This is a genomic window from Chryseobacterium sp. MYb264 (genome assembly GCF_035974275.1).
Lineage (GTDB): Bacteria > Bacteroidota > Bacteroidia > Flavobacteriales > Weeksellaceae > Chryseobacterium.
In genome coordinates this window covers 2,833,541-2,858,914 of the sequence record NZ_CP142422.1, presented here as the reverse complement: position 1 = coordinate 2,858,914, position 25,374 = coordinate 2,833,541, and the positions used below count along the sequence as shown (strand labels likewise).

26 protein-coding genes are annotated in these 25,374 nt (G+C 31.8%); 14 read left to right on the top strand and 12 right to left on the bottom strand.

All coding sequences use genetic code 11. From position 1 onward, the window contains the following. The first annotated feature begins 36 nt into the window (after nt 1-36). The 5 genes from VUJ46_RS12220 (at nt 37) to VUJ46_RS12200 (ending at nt 8,681) form a co-directional block, all read left to right on the top strand. Nucleotides 37-717: a response regulator transcription factor gene (locus VUJ46_RS12220; RefSeq protein ID WP_326981051.1), complete on the top strand. Its 681-nt coding sequence runs from the start codon at nt 37-39 to the stop codon at nt 715-717. 1 nt (nt 718) lies between these two features. Continuing rightward, a complete protein-coding gene (locus tag VUJ46_RS12215; RefSeq protein WP_326981050.1) occupies nt 719-2,083 on the top strand; it encodes an ATP-binding protein in 1,365 nt (454 codons plus the stop codon). A 796-nt stretch (nt 2,084-2,879) separates the two neighbouring features. Then, nucleotides 2,880-4,121 (top strand): TolC family protein, encoded by a 1,242-nt coding sequence (locus tag VUJ46_RS12210; RefSeq protein ID WP_326981049.1) that lies wholly within the window; start codon nt 2,880-2,882, stop codon nt 4,119-4,121. 2 nt (nt 4,122-4,123) lie between these two features. Then, a complete protein-coding gene (locus VUJ46_RS12205) occupies nt 4,124-5,209 on the top strand; it encodes an efflux RND transporter periplasmic adaptor subunit (RefSeq protein WP_326981048.1) in 1,086 nt (361 codons plus the stop codon). A gap of 373 nt (nt 5,210-5,582) precedes the next feature. After that, entirely contained in the window at nt 5,583-8,681 is a 3,099-nt protein-coding gene (locus VUJ46_RS12200) for an efflux RND transporter permease subunit (RefSeq protein ID WP_326981047.1), read from the top strand. 102 nt (nt 8,682-8,783) lie between these two features. Here the strand turns inward: VUJ46_RS12200 and VUJ46_RS12195 are convergent, their stop codons facing one another. From VUJ46_RS12195 to VUJ46_RS12150, 10 genes are all read right to left on the bottom strand, one after another. Then, nucleotides 8,784-9,614 carry an IS5 family transposase gene (locus VUJ46_RS12195; protein WP_326985081.1) on the bottom strand — a complete coding sequence of 277 codons (831 nt, stop codon included), beginning with the start codon at nt 9,612-9,614 and terminating at the stop codon, nt 8,784-8,786. A 418-nt stretch (nt 9,615-10,032) separates the two neighbouring features. Then, nucleotides 10,033-10,632 carry a hypothetical protein gene (locus tag VUJ46_RS12190; RefSeq protein ID WP_326981046.1) on the bottom strand — a complete coding sequence of 200 codons (600 nt, stop codon included), beginning with the start codon at nt 10,630-10,632 and terminating at the stop codon, nt 10,033-10,035. Nucleotides 10,633-10,699: 67 nt separating this feature from the next. Further along, a complete protein-coding gene (locus tag VUJ46_RS12185) occupies nt 10,700-11,935 on the bottom strand; it encodes a hypothetical protein (RefSeq protein WP_326981045.1) in 1,236 nt (411 codons plus the stop codon). Nucleotides 11,936-12,203: 268 nt separating this feature from the next. Next, entirely contained in the window at nt 12,204-12,512 is a 309-nt protein-coding gene (locus tag VUJ46_RS12180) for a hypothetical protein (RefSeq protein ID WP_326981044.1), read from the bottom strand. Between the two features lie 112 nt (nt 12,513-12,624). Beyond that, nucleotides 12,625-12,870, bottom strand: coding sequence for a hypothetical protein (locus VUJ46_RS12175; protein WP_326981043.1), 246 nt, complete (start codon nt 12,868-12,870; stop codon nt 12,625-12,627). 22 nt (nt 12,871-12,892) lie between these two features. Then, entirely contained in the window at nt 12,893-14,215 is a 1,323-nt protein-coding gene (locus VUJ46_RS12170) for a DUF6602 domain-containing protein (protein WP_326981042.1), read from the bottom strand. A gap of 60 nt (nt 14,216-14,275) precedes the next feature. Further along, on the bottom strand, nt 14,276-14,581 hold the full coding sequence (locus VUJ46_RS12165) for a hypothetical protein (RefSeq protein WP_326981041.1): 306 nt from the start codon (nt 14,579-14,581) through the stop codon (nt 14,276-14,278). A gap of 20 nt (nt 14,582-14,601) precedes the next feature. Beyond that, nucleotides 14,602-15,090, bottom strand: a complete 489-nt coding sequence (locus VUJ46_RS12160; RefSeq protein ID WP_326981040.1) for a hypothetical protein — start codon at nt 15,088-15,090, stop codon at nt 14,602-14,604. An 11-nt stretch (nt 15,091-15,101) separates the two neighbouring features. Continuing rightward, nucleotides 15,102-15,710: a recombinase family protein gene (locus VUJ46_RS12155; protein ID WP_326981039.1), complete on the bottom strand. Its 609-nt coding sequence runs from the start codon at nt 15,708-15,710 to the stop codon at nt 15,102-15,104. Between the two features lie 239 nt (nt 15,711-15,949). Beyond that, nucleotides 15,950-16,300, bottom strand: a complete 351-nt coding sequence (locus VUJ46_RS12150) for a hypothetical protein (protein WP_326981038.1) — start codon at nt 16,298-16,300, stop codon at nt 15,950-15,952. 158 nt (nt 16,301-16,458) lie between these two features. Between VUJ46_RS12150 and VUJ46_RS12145 the strand changes: the two genes are divergently transcribed. From VUJ46_RS12145 to gwsS, 7 genes are all read left to right on the top strand, one after another. After that, nucleotides 16,459-16,602 carry a hypothetical protein gene (locus tag VUJ46_RS12145; RefSeq protein WP_326981037.1) on the top strand — a complete coding sequence of 48 codons (144 nt, stop codon included), beginning with the start codon at nt 16,459-16,461 and terminating at the stop codon, nt 16,600-16,602. A 449-nt stretch (nt 16,603-17,051) separates the two neighbouring features. After that, a complete protein-coding gene (locus VUJ46_RS12140; protein WP_326981036.1) occupies nt 17,052-17,978 on the top strand; it encodes a replication initiation protein in 927 nt (308 codons plus the stop codon). A 3-nt stretch (nt 17,979-17,981) separates the two neighbouring features. Beyond that, the gene (locus VUJ46_RS12135; protein WP_326981035.1) at nt 17,982-18,134 is read left to right on the top strand and encodes an HTH domain-containing protein; all 153 of its coding nucleotides are present in this window, start codon (nt 17,982-17,984) and stop codon (nt 18,132-18,134) included. A gap of 362 nt (nt 18,135-18,496) precedes the next feature. Continuing rightward, nucleotides 18,497-19,309: a GLPGLI family protein gene (locus tag VUJ46_RS12130; protein WP_326981034.1), complete on the top strand. Its 813-nt coding sequence runs from the start codon at nt 18,497-18,499 to the stop codon at nt 19,307-19,309. Between the two features lie 143 nt (nt 19,310-19,452). Continuing rightward, complete coding sequence (locus VUJ46_RS12125) at nt 19,453-19,623, top strand: hypothetical protein (protein WP_326981033.1); 171 nt, start codon at nt 19,453-19,455, stop codon at nt 19,621-19,623. A gap of 73 nt (nt 19,624-19,696) precedes the next feature. After that, complete coding sequence (gene gwsG / locus VUJ46_RS12120) at nt 19,697-20,710, top strand: grasp-with-spasm system ATP-grasp peptide maturase (protein ID WP_326981032.1); 1,014 nt, start codon at nt 19,697-19,699, stop codon at nt 20,708-20,710. A gap of 171 nt (nt 20,711-20,881) precedes the next feature. Continuing rightward, nucleotides 20,882-21,970 (top strand): grasp-with-spasm system SPASM domain peptide maturase, encoded by a 1,089-nt coding sequence (gene gwsS, locus VUJ46_RS12115; protein WP_326981031.1) that lies wholly within the window; start codon nt 20,882-20,884, stop codon nt 21,968-21,970. Nucleotides 21,971-22,087: 117 nt separating this feature from the next. Here gwsS and VUJ46_RS12110 read toward each other — a convergent pair whose 3' ends face one another. Together VUJ46_RS12110 and VUJ46_RS12105 are read right to left on the bottom strand one after the other, a co-directional pair. After that, nucleotides 22,088-22,636 carry a DUF6876 family protein gene (locus tag VUJ46_RS12110; protein WP_326981030.1) on the bottom strand — a complete coding sequence of 183 codons (549 nt, stop codon included), beginning with the start codon at nt 22,634-22,636 and terminating at the stop codon, nt 22,088-22,090. 46 nt (nt 22,637-22,682) lie between these two features. Continuing rightward, the gene (locus tag VUJ46_RS12105; RefSeq protein WP_326985095.1) at nt 22,683-23,042 is read right to left on the bottom strand and encodes a zincin-like metallopeptidase domain-containing protein; all 360 of its coding nucleotides are present in this window, start codon (nt 23,040-23,042) and stop codon (nt 22,683-22,685) included. A 434-nt stretch (nt 23,043-23,476) separates the two neighbouring features. Here VUJ46_RS12105 and VUJ46_RS12100 point away from each other — a divergent pair, with 434 nt between their 5' ends. Together VUJ46_RS12100 and VUJ46_RS12095 are read left to right on the top strand one after the other, a co-directional pair. Next, nucleotides 23,477-24,037: a hypothetical protein gene (locus VUJ46_RS12100; protein WP_326981029.1), complete on the top strand. Its 561-nt coding sequence runs from the start codon at nt 23,477-23,479 to the stop codon at nt 24,035-24,037. A gap of 7 nt (nt 24,038-24,044) precedes the next feature. Further along, entirely contained in the window at nt 24,045-25,145 is a 1,101-nt protein-coding gene (locus VUJ46_RS12095) for a hypothetical protein (RefSeq protein ID WP_326981028.1), read from the top strand. Nucleotides 25,146-25,374 lie beyond the last annotated feature (229 nt).

Here is a 25,374-nt window from a genome sequence, read left to right as displayed (position 1 = left end):
AAAATTTTCGTTACATTCGTATAAAATAATTTTTCGATGAATATTCTTTTATTGGAGGACGATCTCATACTTTCTGCAGAGCTTTGTAAGTTTTTGGAATCTAACAATTTTAACTGTGACAAAATCTATGACGGAGAGACCTTTCTTCGTCAGATTAAGAACAGTACCTACGACCTGTATCTACTGGATATTAACGTACCCAAAATAAACGGTCTCGATGTTTGCCAGACCATTCGGTCTTTCGATAAAAATACACCGATTATTATTATTTCTGCCTATGGGGATCTGTCCGATAAAAAAGATGCATTTACAAGATTGGCGGATGATTATCTGGTAAAACCTTTTCAGTTTGAGGAATTGTTGCTGCGCATTAATTCATTGTTGAGGAGGAAAGCTCCTTCTGATGTCACCGATCAGGATATCATTAGAATAGATGATCTTATTGTAAATAAAACTGAACAGAAAGTGTACCGGGGAGGACATGAGATTAGCCTTACCTTGAAGGAATTTCAGTTGTTGGAATATCTTGCGGAGGCGCAAGGAAGAACGGTTTCCAAGCAGCAGATTACCGAACATGTGTGGGAACATAATTTTAATACCAATACCAACACGGTAGAAGTATATATTAATTTCCTTAGGAAGAAAATAGATAAAGATTTTAAGATTAAACTGATCCATACACGTTCCGGATTCGGATATTATTTAAGCCCGTTATAGAATGTCTTTAAAAAGAAGGATTGCTCTTACCCTCAGTATTGCCTTTTCATTACTATTTGCTATCGTAATGATGGTGATCTACATGTCTTTTAATGATTTCAGAAAAGATGAGTTTAAGGAAAGATTCAGGCAGAGGCTGGATTTTACTTCTCATTTTATTGCGAAATCCAAAGATTTTGAAGAAGAGGCTCCTGTATTTTTTAATGAAAATTCGGATAATATTCTTTTGAACGAGACGATTCTTATTTTTAATGGCGAAAAGGAATTAATTTACAGTACAATTAAAGACCGCAATGTGACGTGGGATAATTCCTTGCTGAAGGAACTGGATGAAAAAAAGATCATTTATTCTGAAAAAACGGTTCCTGAGATTTATGCCGCTCTGAAGAATATTAATGGTGAAAATTATTATATTCTCACCAGTGCTTTTGATACCAATGGCAACTCAAAACTTTCCTATCTTAAATACCTTTTGGTAACGGCTTATGTGATGAGTACGCTTCTCATAGGTTTTTTCAGTTATTATTTTATGGGAAGGTTTTTAAAACCTTTAGAAGATCTCAATACGGAAATTTCTGAGGTAACCGCTCATAAACTCACGACACAGATTCCGGTTCGTGAGTCAAATGATGAAATCAATGTTTTGGCACAGTCTTTCAATACTATGATTACCAGACTGGATGATGTTTTTCAGTCCCAGAAAGATTTTACGGCAAGTGCTTCCCATGAAATACGAACGCCGATTACAAGGATGGCTTTTCAGCTGGAGAATTTAATAAAATTTGAGAAACATTCCCCGCAGACCATTGCTGCATTAAAAAGAATTCAGAAGGATGTTTATCAACTATCGGATCTTACGAATTCACTGTTGTTACTTACAAAATTCGATAAAGAAAATATTCAGACGATCTACGAGGAAGTGAGGATTGATGAAGTTATTTTTGAGTCTTTCGAGGCTGTTGAAAAAAGTTACCCCCGTCTGAAAATGGATTTTCTTATTTCTGAAGATACCTCTGAAGATGCTTTACTGACTATAAAGGGGGTTCAGTCTCTCCTTGATATTGTATTTATTAACCTGTTTAAAAATGCTGCAGTTTATTCTGAGAATACAGAAATGGATGTTTTAATCAAGGAAACGGATGAGCAGCTGATGGTAGATGTTATTTCTAACGGTAACACGATCCCTGAAGAAGAACAGGCCAAGCTTTTTGAAGCTTTTATGCGCGGAAATAATTCTCAGAATATTTCCGGATCCGGATTGGGGCTTCGCATTGTTAAAAGAATTCTTGAATATCACGGTGCAAAAATCATCTATACTTCTCCCACTGAAATGCTTAATAAGTTCAGTGTCATATTTAATAAATAGCTTGACCGAGCTGCAGAAATCCCGAGTTGATTGCTTTTTATCTAATGAAAATAAATTCGATGAAAAAAAAATTAAATCGACTTGGAACGGGACATTTTTGCTGTCAATACCGGGTTAGGATAAAACAATCTGTTTATGGTTCTGTAAACGAAAGCAGGATGTTGAATGATGGCTTACCTTTCGGTTAATACTTAAAGAATTTTTCAAAATTAAAAGAATTCTATTGAATTTACTTGGGATGATGAAAGGGGAGGTATACTGGCAGGGATAATGGATTTTCTGTACGGTATCATGTTGTATGGAAGGTTATATTTTGAAAGATCAGAGCATCGTATTTTTACTGTGTTTTTACTCTGATCAAAAGATTCTGCATACCTTGGGTATTGTGCTTTGTTTTTCCTGTTTTCTACCCCTTCTTTATCCCGGGCTCAGAGTAGAGAATAATACTGTTTTCTTTTTTAATTTACCTTAATAAATCCGCTGGGGTTAAATATCGGTAGTGGCGGGTGAACCTCGATGAATACCTATTTAATGATGTTATAACGCTGCAGGGGTTGAATAATGTAAAGGAAATTTCAAGGATAAAGTGGTATAAAAACTGATCGGCTTTTGAACTCTTTACTGAATATGTAATTTGATTTCAGAAAAAAAATGGATCGATGTATACATTCTTTATTAATGGGGGCTTTCATACGATGTTCTAATCATTTTCTAATTTAAATTTAATATTATTTTAAGGCTGCTTTAAGTTTCTTTTAATTATATGAGGGCATTTTTGTAATTTAATAACAAAAAAATGACCAAGATTACCGGGCTGCTTATCCTTGTTTCCTCATTCATGGCAGCACAACAAAAGATGTCTCTTCAGGCCTGTGAAGAGGCCTTTCAGGAGAATAATCTGCAACTGCTCGCCGAACAGTATAATATTAATATGGCTGATGCAGATGTTTTGCAGGCAAAAATCTGGGAACTTCCCCAATTAAGCGGGCAGATCAATGCCTATAACCCTCAGGATAAGAAACTTTTTGATATAGGCCAGTCAAAAGGGGCACAGGTGACCCAGCTAATTTATATGGGGGGTAAAAAGAAAAATGAAATTGCTTTTGCCCGGTCGAATAAAGAGCTGGCACAGCTTCAGTTTTCACAGCTTTTGGTGGATTTGCGCTCTCAGCTTCGATCCACGTATTTTAATTTATACTACGAAAAATTAAAACTTGAAAATACTGCTAGACAGCTTGTTTATATGAATGATCTCCTGGCAGCGTATAAAATACAGTCTGCGAAAGGAAATGTTTCCCTTAAGGATGAAGTACGGCTTCAGAGTATTGTGATTCAGCTTAACAATGATAAAATAGGTATTAATAAAGATATCGTGGAACTTGAGCAGAATCTGAAGGTATTGACTGGAATTACTGACGATGTGGAACCTCTGCTTTCAGAATCCGAAGCGAAAGAGATTCTGGCAAGACAACCTTTTGGAGACGATTCGGAATTGAAAACAAAAGCGCTGGAAAATAATGCCGATTACCAGTACAATTTAAAACTGATCGACAACAGTAAATTATATGCCCAATGGCAAAAGTCATTGAATGTTCCCGATTTAAATGTGGGGGCAGGCTGGGATCAGAACGGAGGAACCTTTAAAAATGAAGTCAACATTCTGGTGGGAATTCCGCTGCCGCTTTGGAAATCTAATAAGGGGAATGTTGAAAAGGCTGGGTACGCTATTCAGCAAAATCAAAAGAATGCAGAATTTCAGAGATTAAATCTTGAGACCAAAGTACGGGCTGCCTATAAGACCTGGAAAAGTCAGTATGATCAGTTAGCAGAAATTAAAACCTCAGATATGGAAAATATGGAATTGGTGTATAACGGAATGCTAAATAATTTCAGAAAAGGAAATATCAGTCTTATAGAATTCACGGATTTTATGGACAGCTATCGGGAGACTGCCCTTCAGATTTATGATATGAAAAACAGTATTATGGAGTCTGCAGAACAATTGAACCAACTAGTACAAACGAAAATCTTCTATTAAACATGAAAAATTATATAATCCCCGTAATGGTAGCCTTATCGATCCTATCCTGCTCCAAAAAAGGAGGCGACGAAAAACTTCAGGCTAAAAAAGGCTTTGAACTAAGCAACACCATGCTCAATTCGATGACATTCGCAAAAGTTGAAAAGAAATATATAGAAGATCACTATAATTTTTACGGAAAAATTTCTGCGGATAAAAATAGTTATATTGATGTATATCCGTTGGTAGGAGGTAATGTTTTGAACGTCAATGTGGAGCTGGGAGACTATGTAAAAAAAGGGCAGGTTCTTGCAACGATACGAAGCACGGAGCTGGCAGAAATTCAGAAAGACGTGAGTGATGCAAGGACAGATCTAGTGGTGGCACAAAACAATCTTCGGGTGGCAAAAGAAATGTATGAAGGAAAGCTGAATACAGAACGTGATGTGCTGGAAGCTAAAAGTCAGTTGCAAAAGGCGCAGGATCAGATGCAGAGAGCCAATGCAGTAAGTACGGTATATAATGTACAGAAAGGAAATATTTACAGTGTAGTGGCTCCCATCAGCGGATATATTGTGCAGAAGAATATCAATAAAGATATGCAGCTGAGAAGTGATCGGAGTGATAATATTTTTGATGTAGCCAATACCACGAATGTCTGGGCTATTATGAATATCAATGAATCTGATATCGATAAAATTAGTCTGGGAATGCGTGCTCAGGTATCCACTCTGTCTTATCCGGATAAAGTATTTGATGGAAAAATTGATAAAATATTTAAAATTATAGACCCGCAGACGAACGCCATGCAGGCCAGGGTGGTCCTTGATAATGCCAATGGTCTGCTGATCCCCGAAAGTAAGGCCACCATAAAAGTATCCAAATCTGAGAATGACATGGCACTTACTATTCCTTCCAAGGCGGTGATCTTCGATGATAACAGAAGCTTTGTTGTGATCTATCACTCCAGAGCAGATGTAAAGGTGAAAGAAATAAAAGTACTGAAACAAGTGGGAGATACCACGTATGTTGAGGACGGTTTAACGGAAGGAGAACAGGTAATCACGAATAATCAACTGCTGATTTACCGTTCTTTGAATAGTTAAAATTTTATTTATTAAGAATCCATTTAAAATTTTACAGATTAAGGAGATCTGTTTATCATTTGATCTTTGATTTCTTTTTATGTTTTTCAGAATGTATTTTTTCATTTTTTATTTTTGATGGGGTATCGCCCGGTCTCTACATAAGAAATGAAAATTCTATCTCAGAATAGCAGTAGAAAATAATAAGGATACTATTTAAACGGGCTCCGGGTTTTAATCAGAAACTTGAGTTGTTAAGGATATAAACAAAAGATATTTCTAAGTATTCAGCTGTTGACCGATCTTATCAAACTTCTGGTTTCTTTGGTTATCTTAATGGTTTAAAAATAAAAAACTCTTTCAACGACTTTTTTAGGTCATCAAAAAATCAATCATGAATAAATTTATAAAAAATATAATTGCTTTCTCGTTAAAAAATAAAGCATTTACCTTTATTTGGGTGGCGATTTTGGCAGTTGCAGGATTTATCAGTTTCAAAAATATGCCTATTGAAGCCTTTCCTGACGTTACCAATACCCAAATTGTTATTATCACTCAGTGGAACGGGCGAAGTGCGGAAGAGGTAGAACGTTTTGTTACCACTCCCATTGAGTTGGCGATGAGCCCCGTTCAGAAGAAAACCAGTGTTAGAAGTACCACAATGTTCGGACTTTCGATTGTGAAAATTCTTTTTGATGATGGGGTAGACGATACATTTGCCAGAAATCAGGTCAATAATCAACTAAGAACAGTCAGCCTTCCTGATGAAGTAGATCCCGAAGTGCAGCCACCTTACGGACCTACAGGGGAGATATTCCGGTATACTTTACAAAGTAAAACAAAAGATTCCCGCGAACTGCTGACCCTACAAAACTGGGTTATCGACCGGGCTTTGAGAGGAGTGCCGGGGGTTGCAGATATTAACGTTTTCGGAGGCCAGGACAAAGTTTTTGAGCTTAGCATTGATCCTCGAGCGTTGGATAAATATAACCTGACCCCGCTTCAGGTCTATGATGCGGTGACAAAAAGTAATCTTAATGTTGGGGGAGATGTGATTGAAAAAAATGGTCAGGCCTACGTAGTCCGAGGAATAGGACTTGTGAAATCAGTGGCTGACATCGGGAACATAACCATTCAGAATGACAGTGGTAACCCTGTTCTGGTTAAGAATGTAGCGGATGTACATGAAAGTGCAATGCCAAGAGTAGGGCAGGCCGGTCTCAACAATCAGGAAGACACTGTAGAAGGAATCGTAGTCATGAGAAAAGGTGAGAACCCGCGGGAGGTGCTGGTAGGAGTAAAAGCCAAAATTGAGGAACTTAATCATAAAATTCTTCCCAAGGATGTCAAAATGGTGACTTTTTATGACCGTGATAATCTGATGGACTTTACAACGCATACCGTGATGCATAACCTTATAGAAGGTATCGTACTGGTTACGGTTATTGTATTGATCTTTATGGCAGACTGGCGAACCACCTTAATCGTATCCATCATTATTCCACTCTCCTTATTATTTGCTTTTTTATGTTTAAAAATGGCAGGAATGAGCGCGAACTTATTGTCTCTGGGAGCGGTAGATTTTGGAATTATCATTGATGGAGCCGTCGTCATGGTGGAGGGCCTCTTTGTTATGCTCGATCATAAAGCGCATAAGTACGGGGAAGAAAAATTCAATAAAATGGCGAAGGGAGGCTGGATAAAGCAAACCGGAACCGGATTGGGGAAAGCCATCTTCTTTTCAAAATTAATTATTATTACCTCTCTTATTCCGATTTTCTCATTTCAGAAAGTGGAAGGTAAAATGTTTTCTCCGCTTGCATTTACATTGGGGTTTGCTTTGATGGGGGCTTTAATATTTACGTTAACCCTCGTTCCTGTACTTTCCCATCTCCTTTTGAATAAAAATGTTAAAGAGAAGAATAATCCTTTCGTGAACTTTTGGGATCGCATTGTTTTAAAGGGCTTCAGCTATACATTTAAACATAAAAAAATGAGTTTAATTGTCGCAATTTCATTTTTGGCGGTGACCTTATTTTCAGGAAAATTTTTAGGAACAGAATTCCTGCCCCAGTTAAATGAAGGATCACTTTGGATCACGGCAGAAATGCCAATGAGCTCGTCTCTTAAGGAGTCTTTGAAAACGGCCGATCTTTTAAAGAAGGACATTATGAGTTTTTCTGAAGTTACTGATGTACTGGCGCAAACCGGGAGAAGTAATGACGGAACCGATCCTAATGGTTTCGGATTTGTACAATTTGCAGTCAATCTCAAGCCTAAGGAAGAGTGGAAAAGGAAAATTACCTACGAAGAGCTTATTGAGGAGATTGATAAGAAACTAAGATCCTATCAGGGAATTACATTTAATTATTCCCAGCCTATTTCAGATAATGTTGCTGAGGCGGTAGCTGGTTTTAAGGCCGAGAATGGGATTAAGATTTATGGCGATAATCTTGAAACCCTGGATCGGCTTGCTGAGGAGGTCTTAAAGCAGATAAAAGATGTGCAGGGAGTAAAAGATCCTGGGATTATAAAAAATATAGGACAGCCTGAAGTAAGTGTGGTATTGGATCGTGATAAAATGGCGGCTTACGGAGTAATGCCGGATGATGCCCAATCTGTACTGGAGATGGCCTTTGGGGGGAAAACAGCTTCAGAGATGTTTGATGGCGAAAGAAAGTTTCCGATTCGTCTCCGTTACTCCCAAGAGTACAGGAAGGATGAAAACGATATTGCAGCATTAATGGTGCCCACTCAGGATGGCGCAAAAATCCCTTTAAAAGAGATCAGTACCATTGTTAAAGATAATGGAGCTGCATTTATCTATAGAGATGATATTAAGAGATATATCGGAGTGAAATTCTCGATCCGGGATCGTGACTTGGGAAGCACTATTGCCGATGCTCAGAAAGAAGTGGCTAAAATAGACCTTCCTGATGGATATTCTGTGGGATGGACAGGACAGTTTGAAAACCAGCAGAGAGCTTCAAAACGTCTCACCCAGGTTGTCCCAATCAGTATTTTGGGAATTTTCTTCCTCTTGTTTATTCTTTTTGGAAATATGAAAGATTCTCTTTTGGTATTGGCAAATGTTCCTTTTGCTTTAATTGGAGGAATTATCGCTTTGCATGTCACAGGAATTAACTTTGGAATTTCTGCCGGTGTAGGTATGATCGCTCTTCTTGGAATCTGTATTCAGAATGGAGTAATTCTTATTACGGAATTTCATCAGAATGTAAAAAACGGACAGAGTCTTGATGAAGCAATATTGCATGGGGTTAAATCCAGAACACGACCAGTGATTATGACTGCCTTAATGGCTTCAATTGGATTAATGCCGGCCGCTTTGTCTACCGGTATCGGATCCGAATCTCAAAAACCATTGGCTATTGTTATCATTGGTGGATTAATCACAGCTACTGTTCTTACTTTGTTGATTTTCCCGATTATATTCTGGATTTTTAACAGAACAAGAAAATCCCAACAGATTTAGATTTTTAAAATTCTCTGTATCATATAACGGGAATTTCCTGAGAATTCATCAAAATAATACCCCAGCCGGATATTGTTTTGATGAATTTTTTTTATTTCGAAGTCATTTAAACTTTTTTGTGTTATAAAACTTTCTTAGTGCAATGACCATAAATGCTAAATAATTAAAAGATTTCCAACTAGATACAGTAGTATCAAACCTATTGAGCAATGATCTAAAGCTGTCTAACCAAGCATTTGTTCTTTCTATAGTATATCTTTGATGGTATAAAAGCTCATCAAAATAAATCTCGTCTGTATCTGAGCCATTACGCTTATTGAAAGCAATATTTGCTATGATATCTTTATTTTCACAATGCTTTCTGAAGTTTTGAGCATCAAACCCTGCATCAGCATTCATAAATAATCCCTTTACAGCAATATCTGCCTTTTCTAATGTTTGAGTGATCTGATCAAAATAGATTTCAATATGATACAGATCATTATGATTTCCTGCAATAGGGTCTGACATTGCTAAAGGAAGTCCCTGTCTATCTGTAAAATAAAGCGAAGTAGTGGTCTTTCTCTTTTTACGCCCTTGATAAGCGACCTCTTCTCCTCCCCGTAATGCTGATGTATGACTCCCGTCTAAATCTGCACTGGATAAATCTAATTTCGATTTATTTTTTGATAATAGCTTTATCCAGCAATCTTGCCAAATATTTTTTACACACCATTTACGAAAATGATAGAAAACACTTTGATAGGTCAAAACATTCTCTGCAAAAAGACTTTTTACAGGTAAATAAGCCCATTGAACCCCTGTTTTCAGTTTGTATAATATGCAATTTACTATTTCAGCAAGAGGGGCTTTGGGAAAAAATCCTCGTTTTGGCTTAGGAAGATTAGGTACTATTTCATTTTCTATTATATCTTTGTCTAGTACTTGGTACATCATCGGCTTGATTTGTTTTTTATGTTTCGCAACACAAAAATAAACAAGCCGTTTTTTATATTAAAAGTTTAAATGACTTCATTAGATGTTTCATCTTCATCAATTCTTTTAACTAACAAAATTAAATTTTAAAAATTAAATTTATTTACGGCAAACCGTATTAATTAGATACTACTTATTATCGGTTTTCGAGATTAGTTATCTTTTGTAATTCTCTTCTTTTCAAAAATCCAAACTGCTAGAAATATAATAAACCATATTGAAAAAATTATGTTTATATTTTCAATGAAAAGAGAAACTATTAATTTTGAAAAAGGAAATGAGTGAATATAGTTCTCATCCATCCAAAAAACGGCAAAAAAGCTAAACAGCAGTATAGTATAAGATCTTAATTTTTCCATCATATCGTTTTGTGAGACTAATTACAATATTCTGCAATTAGATCCCAGGCTTCATCTGTTGCCACGTTTTCAGCATACGTTCTGAAGTTATCACATGCATTAGATTGATCATTTACATTTTTATAACAAGTCCCTAAATAATAGCAAGCCTCTGTATAACCATTAGTTCTTTTGTCAATGTTTTCATCTTTATAGTGTTGAAGATCTTCTATTGCACCATTAAAATCTTGTAGATGAAATTTTGCGATTCCTCTTTGAAGGTAATATGGGATAACATATCTATTGTTCAGATCATCTTTTAAATCTATTAAAATGGTATAATAATGTACAGCTTCCTTATAATTTTTTATTTCAAAATTGAAATGAGCTAAATCTTTAACTGCATCTAAATTTTTACTATCTATTTCAAGTACCGAAAAGGAATTTTTTATTATTTCATCTGCTATTAACTCAGAATTACCAGATTTTAAATATTCTGGATGCAAATTATGTCTTATATACGTTAAAGAATCAATGACTTTTTTATTTTGATTGACTAGAATTTGTTCTTCTGTATGTTTTTCTTTACAGGAAGACATTATAATAAGTGATAAAATTAGAATAAATATATCTTTCATATAAACATTGTTGCGGGGTTTTTTCTAATCGTTTGTTGAGATTAATTATTCAACTTATATATAATTTTTAATCTTTGAATTTAATTAATATCTTTTCTTTTTTACTTTCTATTCTTATTTCTTCATCAATTCCTTTGAGAACATTCTCATAATTTAATATTCTCGGTTCTACGATATGTATATCATGTTCTCCTAATTGAAATTCTTGATTATGTAGAGTAAATTTTTCCATATTTGCAGCAAACTTTATAGCTGGATTTTCAATATCTGCAAACAATTTCTTATTCCTTTCAGTGAGGGGTATATTAAATGAAATACCCTTAAAAAACTCTTCTATTGGCTCTTTTCTAATCTTGGATATTATTCTGTTTAGAATTATATCATTTTTATCCGATACTTCATTTATATCAATGTTTGAGAATCTAATATTATATTCTTTTTCTATTTCTTTTAACTTTTCAAAATACTTTAGATAAAACAAGTTATAATCATAAAGACCTTTAAAACCATCTAAAATTCGCCTATCAAATTTTTCCATTGAAGTAAATACTAATTTACCTTCAGAGAATGCATTTATTGTATTTCCTGTCGCTAACAAATTCATAGCATTGTAAAATTGAAGTTGTCTAGAGACGTTATTTATTAATGTAGAATTTCTATAGTCTACGTGTAAAATAAAATTATTTTCTTTGATAGTTATTATAAGTTCAAATTCATTCTTTTGAAATTCAATGAGCACTTTAGTTCTGCTGCCGCCTCTTGTCACTTTAACACTTATATCATTAATCTCATATCCATTTTCAAAAGAAACATCGACGTCTTTATCAAATATTGGTATAGGAGAGATCGTTAAAGTAGCGATATCACTTAGATCGGCTATTTTAATTCCTTCCATTCTTAAATCTAAATTTTTAAATGCAGATTTATCAATTATCAGTTCGTCAATGAATTCACCCTCAGAGGCATCTATCACCTTATTTATCTCTGGATAAGTTGAATCTATTACAAATTCTGCTATTGTTTCGGTATCTCCATTTAAACCACTAAAATTTTTTATGGTATTTGTTGACTCATTAATTTCTATATCAGATTTCAAATTAAAGTTTCTGAGAAATTCAGCATAAATTTCTGTTGAAACCATTTTATTTTCATAATCCTTCTTTATATTATCTTTTAAATATTGAATTAGCTCAATTATAAGATCTTCACCTTTTGAATCTATATAGTGAATTTTTTTATCAGTTAAATGATACAGTTTTTGTGGTGGAACGTTTTTTGAGATTAAATTATTTTTAGAAGCCAAAGTTCAATCCCCAGTTTATTGATCTATTTACTCCCCAGGTTTCAACTTCTACTCCTTTGTTATAGTTAGAAAAAAAAGCTAAGAATACTATAGTTACCACGATTATTGCGAAAATATAGAACTTATTTTTTTTCATAAATTAATTAGTATTTATGGTTTTGTTATCTATTTGTCAGCATTTAAATCCTAAGAAAATTAATTTATAAAATACAGGACAACCATTTTATTAGTGTTTTTTTACATTTTACAATAAATATATTTATTTCTATTAATCTCCATAATATGCTTCGATAGCATTCTGTATTTCTGAACTCATTTTATTCGGATATTTATCTTTTAGTTTTTCCAAACATTCTATAAATTCTTTGCTTTGAAATTTATAGGATAACTCCTCAAAATCTGAATTTAGCCACAATATATTTTCAATATCTAATTTTTCCAATACTTCAATAGTATTATTAACATCAATTAGCATTAATTGTGTTAATAGATCCATTTCATTTGAAATGGTTGGATCATTTAAATGTTTAGCTTCAGCTATTTTAATAATTTCTAATATTTTATTTTTCAGTTCCATAATATTTGTTTCAAATAAGGATTACACCAATTATTGAACTTGCAACTATTTTTGAGACAAAATTTATATACTCTCCATTCTATATTGATTAGACATCGTTTTTTGAGATTTATTAAATACCTTTTGCAATATCGTAAGATATGATCGCTTTGGTAGGAAACTTTTGAAAACTATCTATGGCTAACAAAACAGCATATCTATTTTTAATTTCTAATGCTTTGCTATAATGATATCCAAGTGTATTCTGATCAGGACTGTCTTTATCGATTTGATTTAATAATGATTTCTCTATATCCGTTTCAGGAACAATTTCTACAACAGCTTTCGTTTCGTTTAAAATTTGACAATTATATTTCATATATCGTTTTTTGAGATTATTTCTAAAATTCTTCAAAAGTAGAATGGTCTTCAGAGATAGGTTCTCTAATTTTTTCAAGTTCTTTTTCTATCCATCTGGTTAATCTACCACTTTTATTATCAGCAGCAAAAATTTTTCCATTAGGAAGTATTGCACATTGGCAATAATCTGTTAATAATTTTAGCTTATTATTGCTAACGAAAACTAATTTTGATTCTTTAAGCTTATCTACAAATTCCATCAATGAACTGTACAATCCTCCCTCAATAACATACGATTCCAAATCATCATCAATATCTACCATACTTTTTTTGCATAATTCTTGCAAAATAATATGTTGTTTCTCATCAAGTTCTATTGGTTGCCAATCAGCAACTTCAGAATACTCTTTCAATGATTTCCTTTTTGTTTCCCAATAATTATATTCCCATCCATTAGTTCCATTAAACTTACCTATTTTACAGTCGAGAAATCTTTTTACAGGTTCAATTGTAAGATCCTCTCCAAATATTTCCATAGATAATTCTTCATATTTGTAACTAAGTCTAGTCCATATTAGTTCCAAAAAAAAATAAGTTGGATTATAAGCTGATGATGTAAAAAATGGCCACCAGTTTTCATCTTGTACTGCTGCGGCTGTAGGCATTCCATTTTGTTTCATCATTGTATAATTTCCACAGACAATCAAATTAGGAAAATTATGAGGTCCAAAACCGCCAATTATATTTGAATCTTTAGTTATATTATTGCCTAAATATTCGACAAAAGCCTCTCGAAAATTATATTCAGTTGAAAAACCATTGTATCCCCATAAGATACGAACTGGCAATTTAGCCTCAGTAACTAAAGTATTATAAATTCCTTCCTCGTAAATAGTATAATCACCTGATTTTATACATGAAATATCTTTCTGACATATTGCGCGAAAACCATCATTTAGCAATCTCATCATGAAGGGCTCCGGCTTTACATTGTCATAATGATCTACAATAAACTGTAAGTTAGTAAAACCCTCGACAATATCTTTTGAAAACAGCTTCTTTTTTACTTGAATGACAGCAATTATTTTATCTGCATCATATTCAAATCTTTCTGTGTAAGGAATTTTTTGTCCTTCTCCCTCAACAAGCAATATATCGAACTCAGTTGGACATCCTTTAATAAAACTATTTTTTATCACCTTTAACCCTAGTCCTTCAAATATAGAACGGTTTAAAATAGTTTCAGTAAGTCCTTCATACATACTTCCAATCGTTGTTGGATGCTTTATATGATGCTTATTAAGAATTTCTCTTTCTGCTTGAACAAATCCATCCAGTAGATCAGCAATGGTTAATATATCCATAAAGTATTAGTTTTTATTTATAGGCAAAATTAAAAATAAAGAGTGTCATTTTTGTGAGATTTACTTATTTCTATTTACTCTCTCGGCTATTTCATCGAATTTTTCAGTTAATAATAGCTTATAAAGTTCTGTGACTTCGTTCCAATCTTTAGCCTGATAGTTGGTTTGTTGTCCATCGAAAATTACAAAAAGTGATAAATCTTTATTTACTTCAATAACATTCTCATGATTAGTTATAACTGAAACCCAGAATGCTCCATGTTCGTCATCCATTAATTGAATGTCTGATATAGCTTTTTCTATATCCTCTTCTTCAATATTGTCTTTTTGATAGCCGCCTGCAAATTGAATATAATTTTCTGTCATATTATCATTTTATTTTAGTGCTAATTAATTTTTTTTATTGATGTTTCTAAACTATTTAGTTTTTTTCCAGTATTAATATTTTCTTTTTTATCCTTAAAAAAAGCCGCATAAATTGAAATAACAAGTGCTAAAAAGGAAAAAATATAAGGCAAAAATCTAGTTTTATAAATCCATTTTTTAGTTAGAAAATCGTAATTATTTTTCTCAATATCTTTTTCCTTATTTTCTTTAATGGAATTTAAATGATTAATCCAACCTCCTTTATTAATAATATCTTGTCCTTTTTCCGTTAAAAATAATCTTCTATCAAATTTATTTCCGATTATCAATTGTTCTTGAATTAGTTTATCAATCGTAATATTATAATTTTGAAGATTTATATGGGCACGGTCGTCGCCAATTTCATCATCATCTTCATCATCATAAAAATCATCATCATATTTTTTGGTATAATTTTCTGTTGAATTAATTTCTAACAATATTTTTTCTATTTCATTATTAATGTTCATACATTATTTTTTTAACGTTTTTTTATTTCCATTTCTTTTATTTCCTCGTTTGTATGATTGTCAAGTATTTTAGCGTAGCGATAAAAGGTTGCTCTTGTCAATCCTAATGCTTTATAAATTTCTTCCGGTGTTTTAGTATAATCTTTGTATAATGAACGCATGATTATCAGTTTAGATATCTTTTCTTTAGTAAATCCTTTTGGTCGTCCCCCGGTTCTTCCCCTTGCTCTTGCAGATTGCAATCCAGCATTTGTTCTTTCCCTAATCAGTTCTCTTTCATACTCAGCCAATGAAGCCATTAAATTTAAAAAAAGTCTTCCATTAATCGTTGAAGTATCTACACCATCTACAAGACCTTTTATTATAATGCCTTTATCACTCAAACTTAATACAAGATCAATAATATTTTTCAAACTTCGACCCAATCTGTCCAATCTCCAGACATACAGTTCGTCACCTTCTCTAAACTGTTCAATCATTTTATCAAGTTCGGGGCGATTCTTTGTCGCACCAGAAATTTTTTCCTGAAAGATTTTCTCACAACCTGCTTTTTCTAAAGCTTCAATTTGCAAATCCAAATTTTGGTCTTTGGTTGAAACCCGGGCATATCCTATTTTCATAATTTGTTACATTAAACTCATACCATATAAATTTATGAAACTTTGTTTAATGATATGAGATTTTGAGAAAGTCAATTGAAAAAATAAGATTTCAAAGTGTGTATCTTTTAAAATCTCAAAATACTACCGTATAAATGGACTTAAAATAAAAAACCTGCAAGTATTTTGGAACAACTTGCAGGTATTATATTACTATTGGAAAAAACATATAAGGGACTACCTTATAATGAGAACGTTTTTTAAGTATTAAAATAATCTTCGGGTTCAGCCATTGTATCTTCTTCTGATATATCAGCATCAACCGAATTTAGTGAATTAGTTGTTCCAATTGGTATGCTAATATCCCATTCTATACCTCTCCCTGTTTGATGTCCACAAGTAATTTCTGTTGAGCCACAACTACCCCAATGGTGATGTGCTTCTGCTGCACAAGTCCAAAGATTGGTTATTTCATTAAAAGTTGGAGGTATCTTTTTCATACGACTAGCGGGTGTATAGCATTTACCCTCTGAATAAGCATTAGCGGCAATATCTGCAATTCTCATTGCTTTTTCTTTATCGGTATGTGTACCAAAAAAAAATTTTCCCATGATAAATAGTTTTTGTTATTAGATAACCAATTTAACAATTCTTTTTTAAAACGCTTTAACGTTTAGGTGGTATGTTGTAGATAATTTTAAAATCACCGTTATTCTTTATCATATTGGAATAGCAGAATCGGTGAAGAAAATCTTTCCGCTAAAGAGTTTTGGAAAAACTTTTTACCGGTGTTGCTGATGCTATTGGAGGAGCTGCTTCTGCAACAGTTATTGGAGCCGTAGCAGGAGCCATCGTAGGCGGCGGAGCTGCAATTGCAGGCTTTTCTAAAGCTTGGGATTTGTTTGCTGAATAAATCGAATAAATAGTTGAATTTTATAACGCAGGTAATCTATTTTAGGTTACCTTTTTTATGTAAACGACTTGAATTAATTAATATCCAATCAATTATAAGTTATTATTTTTTTGTTAAAAATAAAATATTAAAAGAAATTTTTTATTTAACTTTAATCACATTTAATATAAAAAATGAGACTACCATAATCTCATTCTCTGACTTTGCATATTATCCTCTTCATAAATAATTCGGTTTGCAAGTGAATTAAGTAACTCAATTTTACTATGGGCAGTTTCCTTATTTAATTCAAAAAACTTAACGTTTAATTAATCGTTATGCTGCGAAATATCAATATTAACAAAATTAGAGTAATTCAATATTTACCCTGAGCACTCTATTAGGAAACTCAGGGAAATAATTTACTGTTATTTTAATCTTCACTAGGAAGTAAAATAATTTCATCCTTAATGGATATTAGTAAGGATGATAAGTTAATTTATCAGCATAATGTTATCACTTCCGGACGATATGATTACTCAGCGTGTATGTTAGATATTCTTTTTATGGTGCTTTCCTGCCTTGAAAAAGATAAGTTGGAATACACTATTCACACGCACGACATTGAAGCAATTACAGGGCGCAAATGGAACTATAAACAATTAAGAGAAGCTACTGAAAGTATTGGTTCTCGAATGTTTGAAATTGATACTCCGGAAAGTTACGATCAAATTTGGCTTTTCTCTCGTGTCAAATACTTGAAAGGTACAGGAAGTTTTACAATAAAATTAAACGATGAAGCAACACCGTACTTTTTTGATCTGAAAAATAATTTTACTGCTATGCAGTTAAAATCTGTTCTAAACTGTTCTTCAAAATATGCTAAAAGACTGTATGCAATTGTCTGTCAATGGCGGAGTGTTGGTACGAAAAGATTTGAAATTCCTGAACTAAAAAATATGCTCGGATTGATTGACAAAAAAGGGAACGAACAATTTGAAAGAATAAGCGATTTCAAAAAGTTTGTTTTAGATACTGCACGAACACAAATTTGTGAAAATACTGATATAGAAATTGATTACGAGTTAAAAAAGCGTGGTCGAGAGTTTTTTTGGATCACTTTACAAATTAACTCACAAAAATTCAAACAGCTCGAAATAGATTTTGAAAAACCTATAAACATTCAAAAATTTGCTTCTAAATTGGTTACCTATGGTTTTAACCAAGAACAGGCGGAACTGATTGCCGGAAAAGAAAAAGAAAAAGAAAAGGATTTTGATATCTTAATTACAGAGCTGAACGAAAAGATCAGGCAGAGAAAACTGAAGATTGAAAATTCTGTCGGATATCTAATCGGAATATATCAGAAAAAAGGGGTTTTACCTGTAAAAAAATAAAGTATGAAAACTTATACCATTAAAGAACTTGCGGAACTTTTTGAAGTTTCAGAAAGGACAATTTTAAGACAAATTCAGACAATTTCAGACAAACTAAAAAACCCCTATTCTAAAGGATTTACCATATCTGAAGATTTAAAAAATATAATTTTTTAGACAAATTTCAGACAACGAAAATGAAGAAGAATTTGATTATTTTGAAGCGTTCACAACTGAGGAGTATATAGAGTTCCAAAAGCGGATCAATGAATATCTGGTTCTCAAAGAATATATTGAAAGTCTTAAAACAGAATTAGAATTTTTGAGATTTAATTTTGCTCAGCAGACCGAAACAAATAAATCTCTAGTGCAGAGTTTGAGAGAAAAAAATTTCATTGAAGCCAAAGAAAAAGGACTGGATAAAGACTAATGAATTTTGAACTAAGGAGCAGTCTGATGAAGTGACGGCTGAAAAATTTCTCTGGATGGATATTTAATTTATCTTTCTTAAATTAGCTTTTACATAATTAGAATTCAATATGAAAAAAACATTATTTCTCTTAATTTTCATTTTTAGTGGTTTACTATTTTCTCAAACTAATACATTCGTATATGAGATGAAATATAAACCATGTCAAGAAAAAGATTCAGTACAAATGCAAAATATGATCTTAGATTTTTCTAAATCAAAATCTATATTCCGATCCTCTGAAGATAAAGACAGCGATTCTATTTTATACAGTACAAAAAAAATAACTAATTACCCTGTCGGGTTTGACAATCAATTCTATATAATTAAGGATTTATACAAAAAAAAGGTGACAAAACTTATACAGAACAATACCGATACTTATTCTATAAACATAGAAGAAACAATGGAATGGAAAATTGATCCTGAAGTTGTAAAAATAGGTGATTATTCTTGTCAAAAGGCTATGGCAAATTATGGAGGAAGACAATGGACGGCATTTTTTACTTCTCAAATTCCTGTTTTAGACGGTCCATATGTATTTCATGGACTTCCAGGATTAATTGTGAAACTATATGATACGAATAAACAGTATGATTTTTCACTTATTCAAGTAAAAAATGTAAATTCTGATTTATACGATGTTAGAGGTAAAAAAAGCTTAAATATAAACTGGGTTAAATTTGAAAAATTATCTAAACAGTATTACTCTGATCCTTACGCAGAAATGAAATCTAACTCCGCTTCAAATAGAAAAGTAGTTTTTCGTGATGAAAATGGAAAAGTAATGGAACCCGATTTTAAAGGATGGACTAAATCTAGACAGGCTAAAATTGAATCTTGTAATAATCCTGTTGAAATTAATCATAAAATAAATTATTAACGGAATATTTTCCTAGTGTGAAATCGTATAAACTACACTACCATAGACAATAATAAAATAAATTTAGATTTAATTTTTATTTAAATCGTGCTTATATTATTTTTTTTATTATATTAGTGACTTAATAAAAAAATATATTCGCTATGAAAAAAAAATTAGAATCATTACAGTCAAGATCACTGCAAAAAAACACATTAGTAACTATTAAAGGAGGTAAATTAGGTCTCTCGGATTCTACTCTTGATGCTGAGACATTGAACATGACTAATAAAGGTGGAGTAGTAAAAACAGACAGTGTTAGTGAAGATTGTTAATTAATTCTTCTTACAGAAGTTATAGAGGCTGACCATTGGACAGCCTTTTTTAATTATTATTCAACCGACATAGATGAGTTACGAAATATTAATAATTTCTCAGTATCATTTTGAAGATACAACTGATGAAGTTTGCAATTGGTTATATCACTTAAAAGCCAATTTTATTAGATTAAACATTGAAGAATTATATAATCCAAAACTATATTCTGTTTTTTCAGATTTAGAAAACAACATTTTACATATTTTTGACAAAAGGAGAGAAGAATTAATAGATTTATCAACAATTAAAGTTGGTTGGAGTAGGAGATTTACATTCAAATCATATTTTTTTGATTTAAAAAAAGATAATGTAAGTGCAAACTCAGAATCACTTTCTAAATTTATTTCTTCAGAAGTAAATATTTTTTTAAAATCTATATTTGATTTTTACCCTCATATACAATGGTTTGATTATTATAAAAATATTTTGGCAATAGACAAACTTGATGTTTTAAGAAAAGCCAGAAAAAATGGTCTTTTAATACCTGAAACATATATTTCTAACGAGAGCGCTCCTATAAAAAATCTATTAAAACAAAAATCATTAATTACAAAACCTATAGCTGAAGTTTCATACTATGACCATGATAAAAACAAAGGCTCATATATGTCTCATACGCAAGAAGTTGAAAGCATTTATGGGGAGTTTATCCCTTCTCTTTTTCAAGTGAAAATTGACAAAAAAATAGAGATAAGAACTTTTGTCTTAGGAGATGATTGTTATTCTATGGCAATATTTTCGTCCAGTAACAAAAAGACTTCTGTTGATTTTAGAAAGTACGATTTTCGAAAACCAAATAGAAGAATTCCATACCAGCTACCAAAGGATATTGAAGATAGCTTAAAAAAATTAATGAACGACTTATCTTTAAAAACAGGATCAGTTGATTTTATTTTAGACCAAAATGATAAGCATTATTTTTTAGAAGTTAATCCTATCGGTCAATTTGGAATGGTATCATATCCTTGTAATTATAATTTAGAAAAAAAAGTGGCTGATTTTCTCATAAACGAATTAGAAAAATTAAATAATGGATTCATTTAAGAAATTAACAAAGAAAAATTTAGTGCCGTTTATTCTCAAAGATCCAAAAAAATTATTTATTAAAAACTCTGAATTAAGTCCAAATGATGGGCATAGACACGTAAAAGGCAGTTTATTTAATAATTCAGGGATTACTGTTAATTATGGGTTTTATAAAAACATTACAAAATTTTGAAAAAATATTATAAGTTATTTCCTTCCCTAACTCCGGTAAAAGGCTATCTTAGATCACTTCTACTTGACTCAAGTAGAGATAATTACTATTTCATTCCTAATGATTTATATGAAATAATTTCTGAAGATTTTATTGATGTTAATAAACTTTATGAAGAACATCCTGATGACATTACAATCATTGATGATTATATTCAGTTTTTAACTAAAAATGAATTGATTTTTGAGGTTTCGTCAAAAGACGAATCTTCTTTTCCCAAACTAAGTACAAATTGGGAAACACCTTCCCAAATAACCAATATGGTTATAGATGTTGGAAACTATGAAATACAAAAAGATAAATTTTCTTTTGAAATAGGAAAACTTGGAGTTCATTCGTTAGAAATCAGAGTGTTTGAATTAAAATACTTAGAATATACAAATCAATTTGTTTCTTTTTTAAGTGGGGAGAATAGGCTTAATCGACTAAAAAATATTCAAATTAATATTTCAGTCAACAATCAATCTTTATCAAGTTTACAAAAAAAAATAATACTTACTTTAGCAAAAAATCCTATTATAAATACTGTTAATATATTTAGTCTTAATAAATTTCTAAAACTTGAAAATGAAAAAATTCACATTCATGAAAAAAAAGTATTAAATGAAAAAGATTGTGGAGTTGTCGATAATAACATAAACTCTTTAACAAGAAATTTAATTTTTGAATCGATGTCTTACAATTCATGCTTAAATTGTAAGCTTTCCGTTGATTCCAACGGAAATATTAAGAACTGTCCCTCTATGTCAAAATCGTTTGGTAAAATAAATGATAAAAACTTAGACGAAATTATTCAAGCTCCTGGTTTTAAAAAATATTGGGATATCTCTAAAGATTCTATTGATGTATGCAAAGATTGTGAGTTTAGGTATATCTGTACAGATTGTAGAGTCTATACAGAAAGAAATCACATAGATAAAGATAATTTAGATTTTTCTAAACCTCTTAAATGTAGCTATGATCCTTATACTGGTAACTTAAATCCATGGAAGGAAGATATAGATAAAAAAGAAGTTATTAAATTTTATGATTTAACCAATTTTTAGTCTTTACAATGCATCTTTAGCTGTATAAAAACATGAATTTCAACCAAATGTATTTTGATAAAATTTATAATTTTTGAAAAAAACATGAGTAGGCGAAGCCGATTTATACGCAATTAACTAAAATTCTGCTTTCTTCTCTCCGGTGATCTCCTGTGCGGTCTTCGAGTTCCGCTCTTTGGATAACACTTCAGCGTGTCCGGATGCTCTTTCTCCTATATTGTGGCTCTTTACCTGATTTTTACCGTGAAAATCTATCCGGTTCGCTATAATATGCAGGTGTTTATCGCCTGTACTTTGGTGCAGATGCACTAAATATTGATTATTATTACCGATTCCCTTAAATAAAACTATTAATTTATCAAAAAAGAAATCAGAGAAAGGAATTTTTTGTACTACTAAAATATTTCCATTTCCGTCATTTCCTGTTACTTCAAATTCACAATTATCAACTCTAGTTAGTTTCCAATTTTGAAAACTTGTACTTTTAAATATTGGATAAATTTGATAACTTATAATTACATCTAGGAACCAAAAGCATTGCTCTTTCTCTGCAACTTCTTTTATACCTTCCGTTATCGCAATATTTTTAAAATATTTGTAAAAATTTTCACTTCCGTAACAATGTCTATAATGATCATTGGCTAAATCGCTTGATAGTCTCTCCATAATAATAATTGTTTTTAAAATAAACAGAATATATATTCTGTTTATTTTAAATGTTTTCTAAATATTTTTTTGCTTTCTTTGATTGTGTAAATGCATTACGAATAAGATGTTCTCTATTTTCAATATTGTGATTAGTCCAACCTTTTAAATATCTGACTGAGTTTAAAAATTCGCTTAAAATTCCAAATTGAAGGCATAATAACATACTGCCAAGTTCAGCTATCAATTCTTCGAATGAATAACTTTCTTTGTCTTTATGGCCTTTCATATCTCTTGATAATCTATCATTATGACCTGTCCAGTGGATGATCTCATGAAATAGAGTACTATAATATTTATCTGATGATAAAAAAAACTCTCTGCTAGGTAGTTTTATATAATCTAAAGAAGGAGAATAATAAGCAATCTCGCTAATAGAAAATATTAAGTTTAAATTTGCTTATTTCGAAGTAGAATTTTAAGCCAAAAATAAATTTGAAGATACAAATGGCCTTACTCATAAGAATAAATTATTTAAATGGTAGTGAGTTCAGGGGGTATCTGATTCTGCTACATTTAAACGGCGCCACGGTTTTGAGGAAGATATTTTTATCCTGGATCTGTCACTTTTAAATTAAAATTTTACCTTTGTCGTGTAACGGGAAAATTATTATTTAATGATTGAATAAAATCCCCCCTTATGCTTAATCCCTAAAAATACAAAACCTATGAATTTAAAATTTGACTCTCTTATCATGAAGGTTATCTGAATGGTCTGATATTCATTAGTATTATTACTTTTAAAGTTGAGGCCAGTGCCTGAAACTATCCATATTATATTCATTTTTACTGTCAACACTTATGAAAAATTACAAAAAAAAAGTGCTGTATGTATTCCTGTTTTTCATTTTTCTGTTGCCTTCGCAATTGATCATTAAAATGAACCTTGAGGAAACTTACCCTTCTTTTATTTTCCCGGGATTTTCTTCTCTTCCTCTTAAAGAAGGGAAGTATATCAAATTTACCAAAACAACCTCACAAGTCTTTTTTAAAGACGGATCTTCGGATATTTTGGCTCAGAACGATTATTTAGGTGAGAAGATTCCCAGAACCATTCAGATTACGCTGATACAGAACTTATTATTTCCTAAAGAGTATCCAGTTTTAGACTCACGTATTAAATCTCTGCCGGTATATCAGAGAGAAATGTATTTGTTTAAAAAATCCATTCTCAACAGGAATATTAAAAAAGTCAACATGGATGAAAGCAAAAAATTTGTGGTAGGAAAACTTAGAGAGCGTTTTCCGAATAAAGAGGTTTCCCGGGTTTTGGTGATTAACGAAAACAAAGATTTTGATGTAACCACGGGGAAAATTACCAATCGGATTGTACAAGATACAGTGTTGAATTTTAAATTTTAATTGAGCCATGATCAAAAAAATAAAAGAGCTGCCTTTTAGCAGTTATCACCCGAGTTATGAATTTTTGGCATTTTACAGGATATTTTTCTCATTATTCCTTCTCTGGATGGGGGTTTCGGATGCGAGCTGGATCAATAATATTCCTAACAGTGCCATGCATCCCCCTATCAGTATGTTGTCATTTGCAGATACCATTCCTCCTGTTGCTTTCTTTTTCTTTACCAAATACCTTATGTATGGATGTCTTCTGTTTATCCTCATAGGTCTTAGGCCCCGGCTTTTTGCTGTGCTTTATATGCTTACTTATATCATCACGAGTAATTATGCCTATTCTTTCGGAAAGATCAATCATGATTTTATTTATACGCTTCCTATCCTCATCATGTCATTTTCTCCATGGAACTGTTCTTACAGTTTTTTTAAGGAACCGAAGACAGAAAATGATATATTGTCTAAATCATGGCCTGTTTTTTTAGTCAGCATGATTTTTTCATTCGGAATGTTTACCGCAGGATTTGCAAAAATAAAAGGTGGATGGCTGAACCCGGACCTTCAGTACACGCAGATTTTCCTGTATCAGTATCGTTATGGTATTGGATGGAACGCACTTTTATCTGATTATTTTGTTAAAATAACCTCAAAAATATTTTGGGAATTTTTAGATTATTTCACTGTCATTTTTGAAACCTTATTTATTATCGCATTTATAAGACCGAAATTCTTTAGGATAATGCTTCTTCTTGCTTTGTTTTTTCATCTCAATGTATTGTTTATGCTTAATATATCGTTTGTCTACTCTATAGGACTGTATTCTCTTTTCATTCCTACAGCTTTACTGTCTGAAAAATTGAAGAAAACTGTAAAAAATGCTTTACAAAAAATATTCAGCCTCCAATATAAAAATATTGCTTTAGGGATCGTTATGGTATTGATTTCCGTATTTATTATATTCAATATTAATATCATCAGTTTTACGATCAATAAATTCTTCTCATTATTTACCTTCAGTACCTATGCAACATCTATTATTATTCTGGGGGGAGCTTTTATCGCGGGATTGATACTGTTCATTAAATCTTTTAAAAAGCCCGCCCTGAACAGGAAGTAGTGCATCATTGATGAATTTTGTACTTTAGGGAATGTTAAACAGGTTGTTTTTCAGTGACTTCTGCAAAAGGTTTTACAAAGTTTTTTTCAATTGAGAAAAATGTGTAAATTTGCAGTCTCAATACGTTGAAATATAAGGTTTGTACTTCATTGAATGCAAATATTAAAACTTTTTTTAATAAAAAGGTTTTGGTATGTAAAAAATCATTATATTTGCACACCGAAAATTT

Coding starts and splice junctions, on each gene's coding strand:
- VUJ46_RS12210 (WP_326981049.1), top strand. CDS start 2,880: ATGACCAAGATTACCGGGCTGCTTATCCTTGTTTCCTCATTCATGGCA.
- VUJ46_RS12160 (WP_326981040.1), bottom strand. CDS start 15,090: ATGAACATTAATAATGAAATAGAAAAAATATTGTTAGAAATTAATTCA.
- VUJ46_RS12110 (WP_326981030.1), bottom strand. CDS start 22,636: ATGGAGAGACTATCAAGCGATTTAGCCAATGATCATTATAGACATTGT.
- VUJ46_RS12125 (WP_326981033.1), top strand. CDS start 19,453: ATGAAAAAAAAATTAGAATCATTACAGTCAAGATCACTGCAAAAAAAC.
- VUJ46_RS12150 (WP_326981038.1), bottom strand. CDS start 16,300: ATGGGAAAATTTTTTTTTGGTACACATACCGATAAAGAAAAAGCAATG.
- VUJ46_RS12130 (WP_326981034.1), top strand. CDS start 18,497: ATGAAAAAAACATTATTTCTCTTAATTTTCATTTTTAGTGGTTTACTA.
- VUJ46_RS12195 (WP_326985081.1), bottom strand. CDS start 9,614: ATGTACCAAGTACTAGACAAAGATATAATAGAAAATGAAATAGTACCT.
- VUJ46_RS12180 (WP_326981044.1), bottom strand. CDS start 12,512: ATGGAACTGAAAAATAAAATATTAGAAATTATTAAAATAGCTGAAGCT.
- VUJ46_RS12135 (WP_326981035.1), top strand. CDS start 17,982: ATGAAAACTTATACCATTAAAGAACTTGCGGAACTTTTTGAAGTTTCA.
- VUJ46_RS12200 (WP_326981047.1), top strand. CDS start 5,583: ATGAATAAATTTATAAAAAATATAATTGCTTTCTCGTTAAAAAATAAA.
- gwsG (WP_326981032.1), top strand. CDS start 19,697: ATGAGTTACGAAATATTAATAATTTCTCAGTATCATTTTGAAGATACA.
- VUJ46_RS12215 (WP_326981050.1), top strand. CDS start 719: ATGTCTTTAAAAAGAAGGATTGCTCTTACCCTCAGTATTGCCTTTTCA.
- VUJ46_RS12155 (WP_326981039.1), bottom strand. CDS start 15,710: ATGAAAATAGGATATGCCCGGGTTTCAACCAAAGACCAAAATTTGGAT.
- VUJ46_RS12095 (WP_326981028.1), top strand. CDS start 24,045: ATGATCAAAAAAATAAAAGAGCTGCCTTTTAGCAGTTATCACCCGAGT.
- VUJ46_RS12190 (WP_326981046.1), bottom strand. CDS start 10,632: ATGAAAGATATATTTATTCTAATTTTATCACTTATTATAATGTCTTCC.
- VUJ46_RS12175 (WP_326981043.1), bottom strand. CDS start 12,870: ATGAAATATAATTGTCAAATTTTAAACGAAACGAAAGCTGTTGTAGAA.
- VUJ46_RS12170 (WP_326981042.1), bottom strand. CDS start 14,215: ATGGATATATTAACCATTGCTGATCTACTGGATGGATTTGTTCAAGCA.
- VUJ46_RS12165 (WP_326981041.1), bottom strand. CDS start 14,581: ATGACAGAAAATTATATTCAATTTGCAGGCGGCTATCAAAAAGACAAT.
- VUJ46_RS12205 (WP_326981048.1), top strand. CDS start 4,124: ATGAAAAATTATATAATCCCCGTAATGGTAGCCTTATCGATCCTATCC.
- VUJ46_RS12140 (WP_326981036.1), top strand. CDS start 17,052: ATGGATATTAGTAAGGATGATAAGTTAATTTATCAGCATAATGTTATC.
- VUJ46_RS12100 (WP_326981029.1), top strand. CDS start 23,477: ATGAAAAATTACAAAAAAAAAGTGCTGTATGTATTCCTGTTTTTCATT.
- VUJ46_RS12220 (WP_326981051.1), top strand. CDS start 37: ATGAATATTCTTTTATTGGAGGACGATCTCATACTTTCTGCAGAGCTT.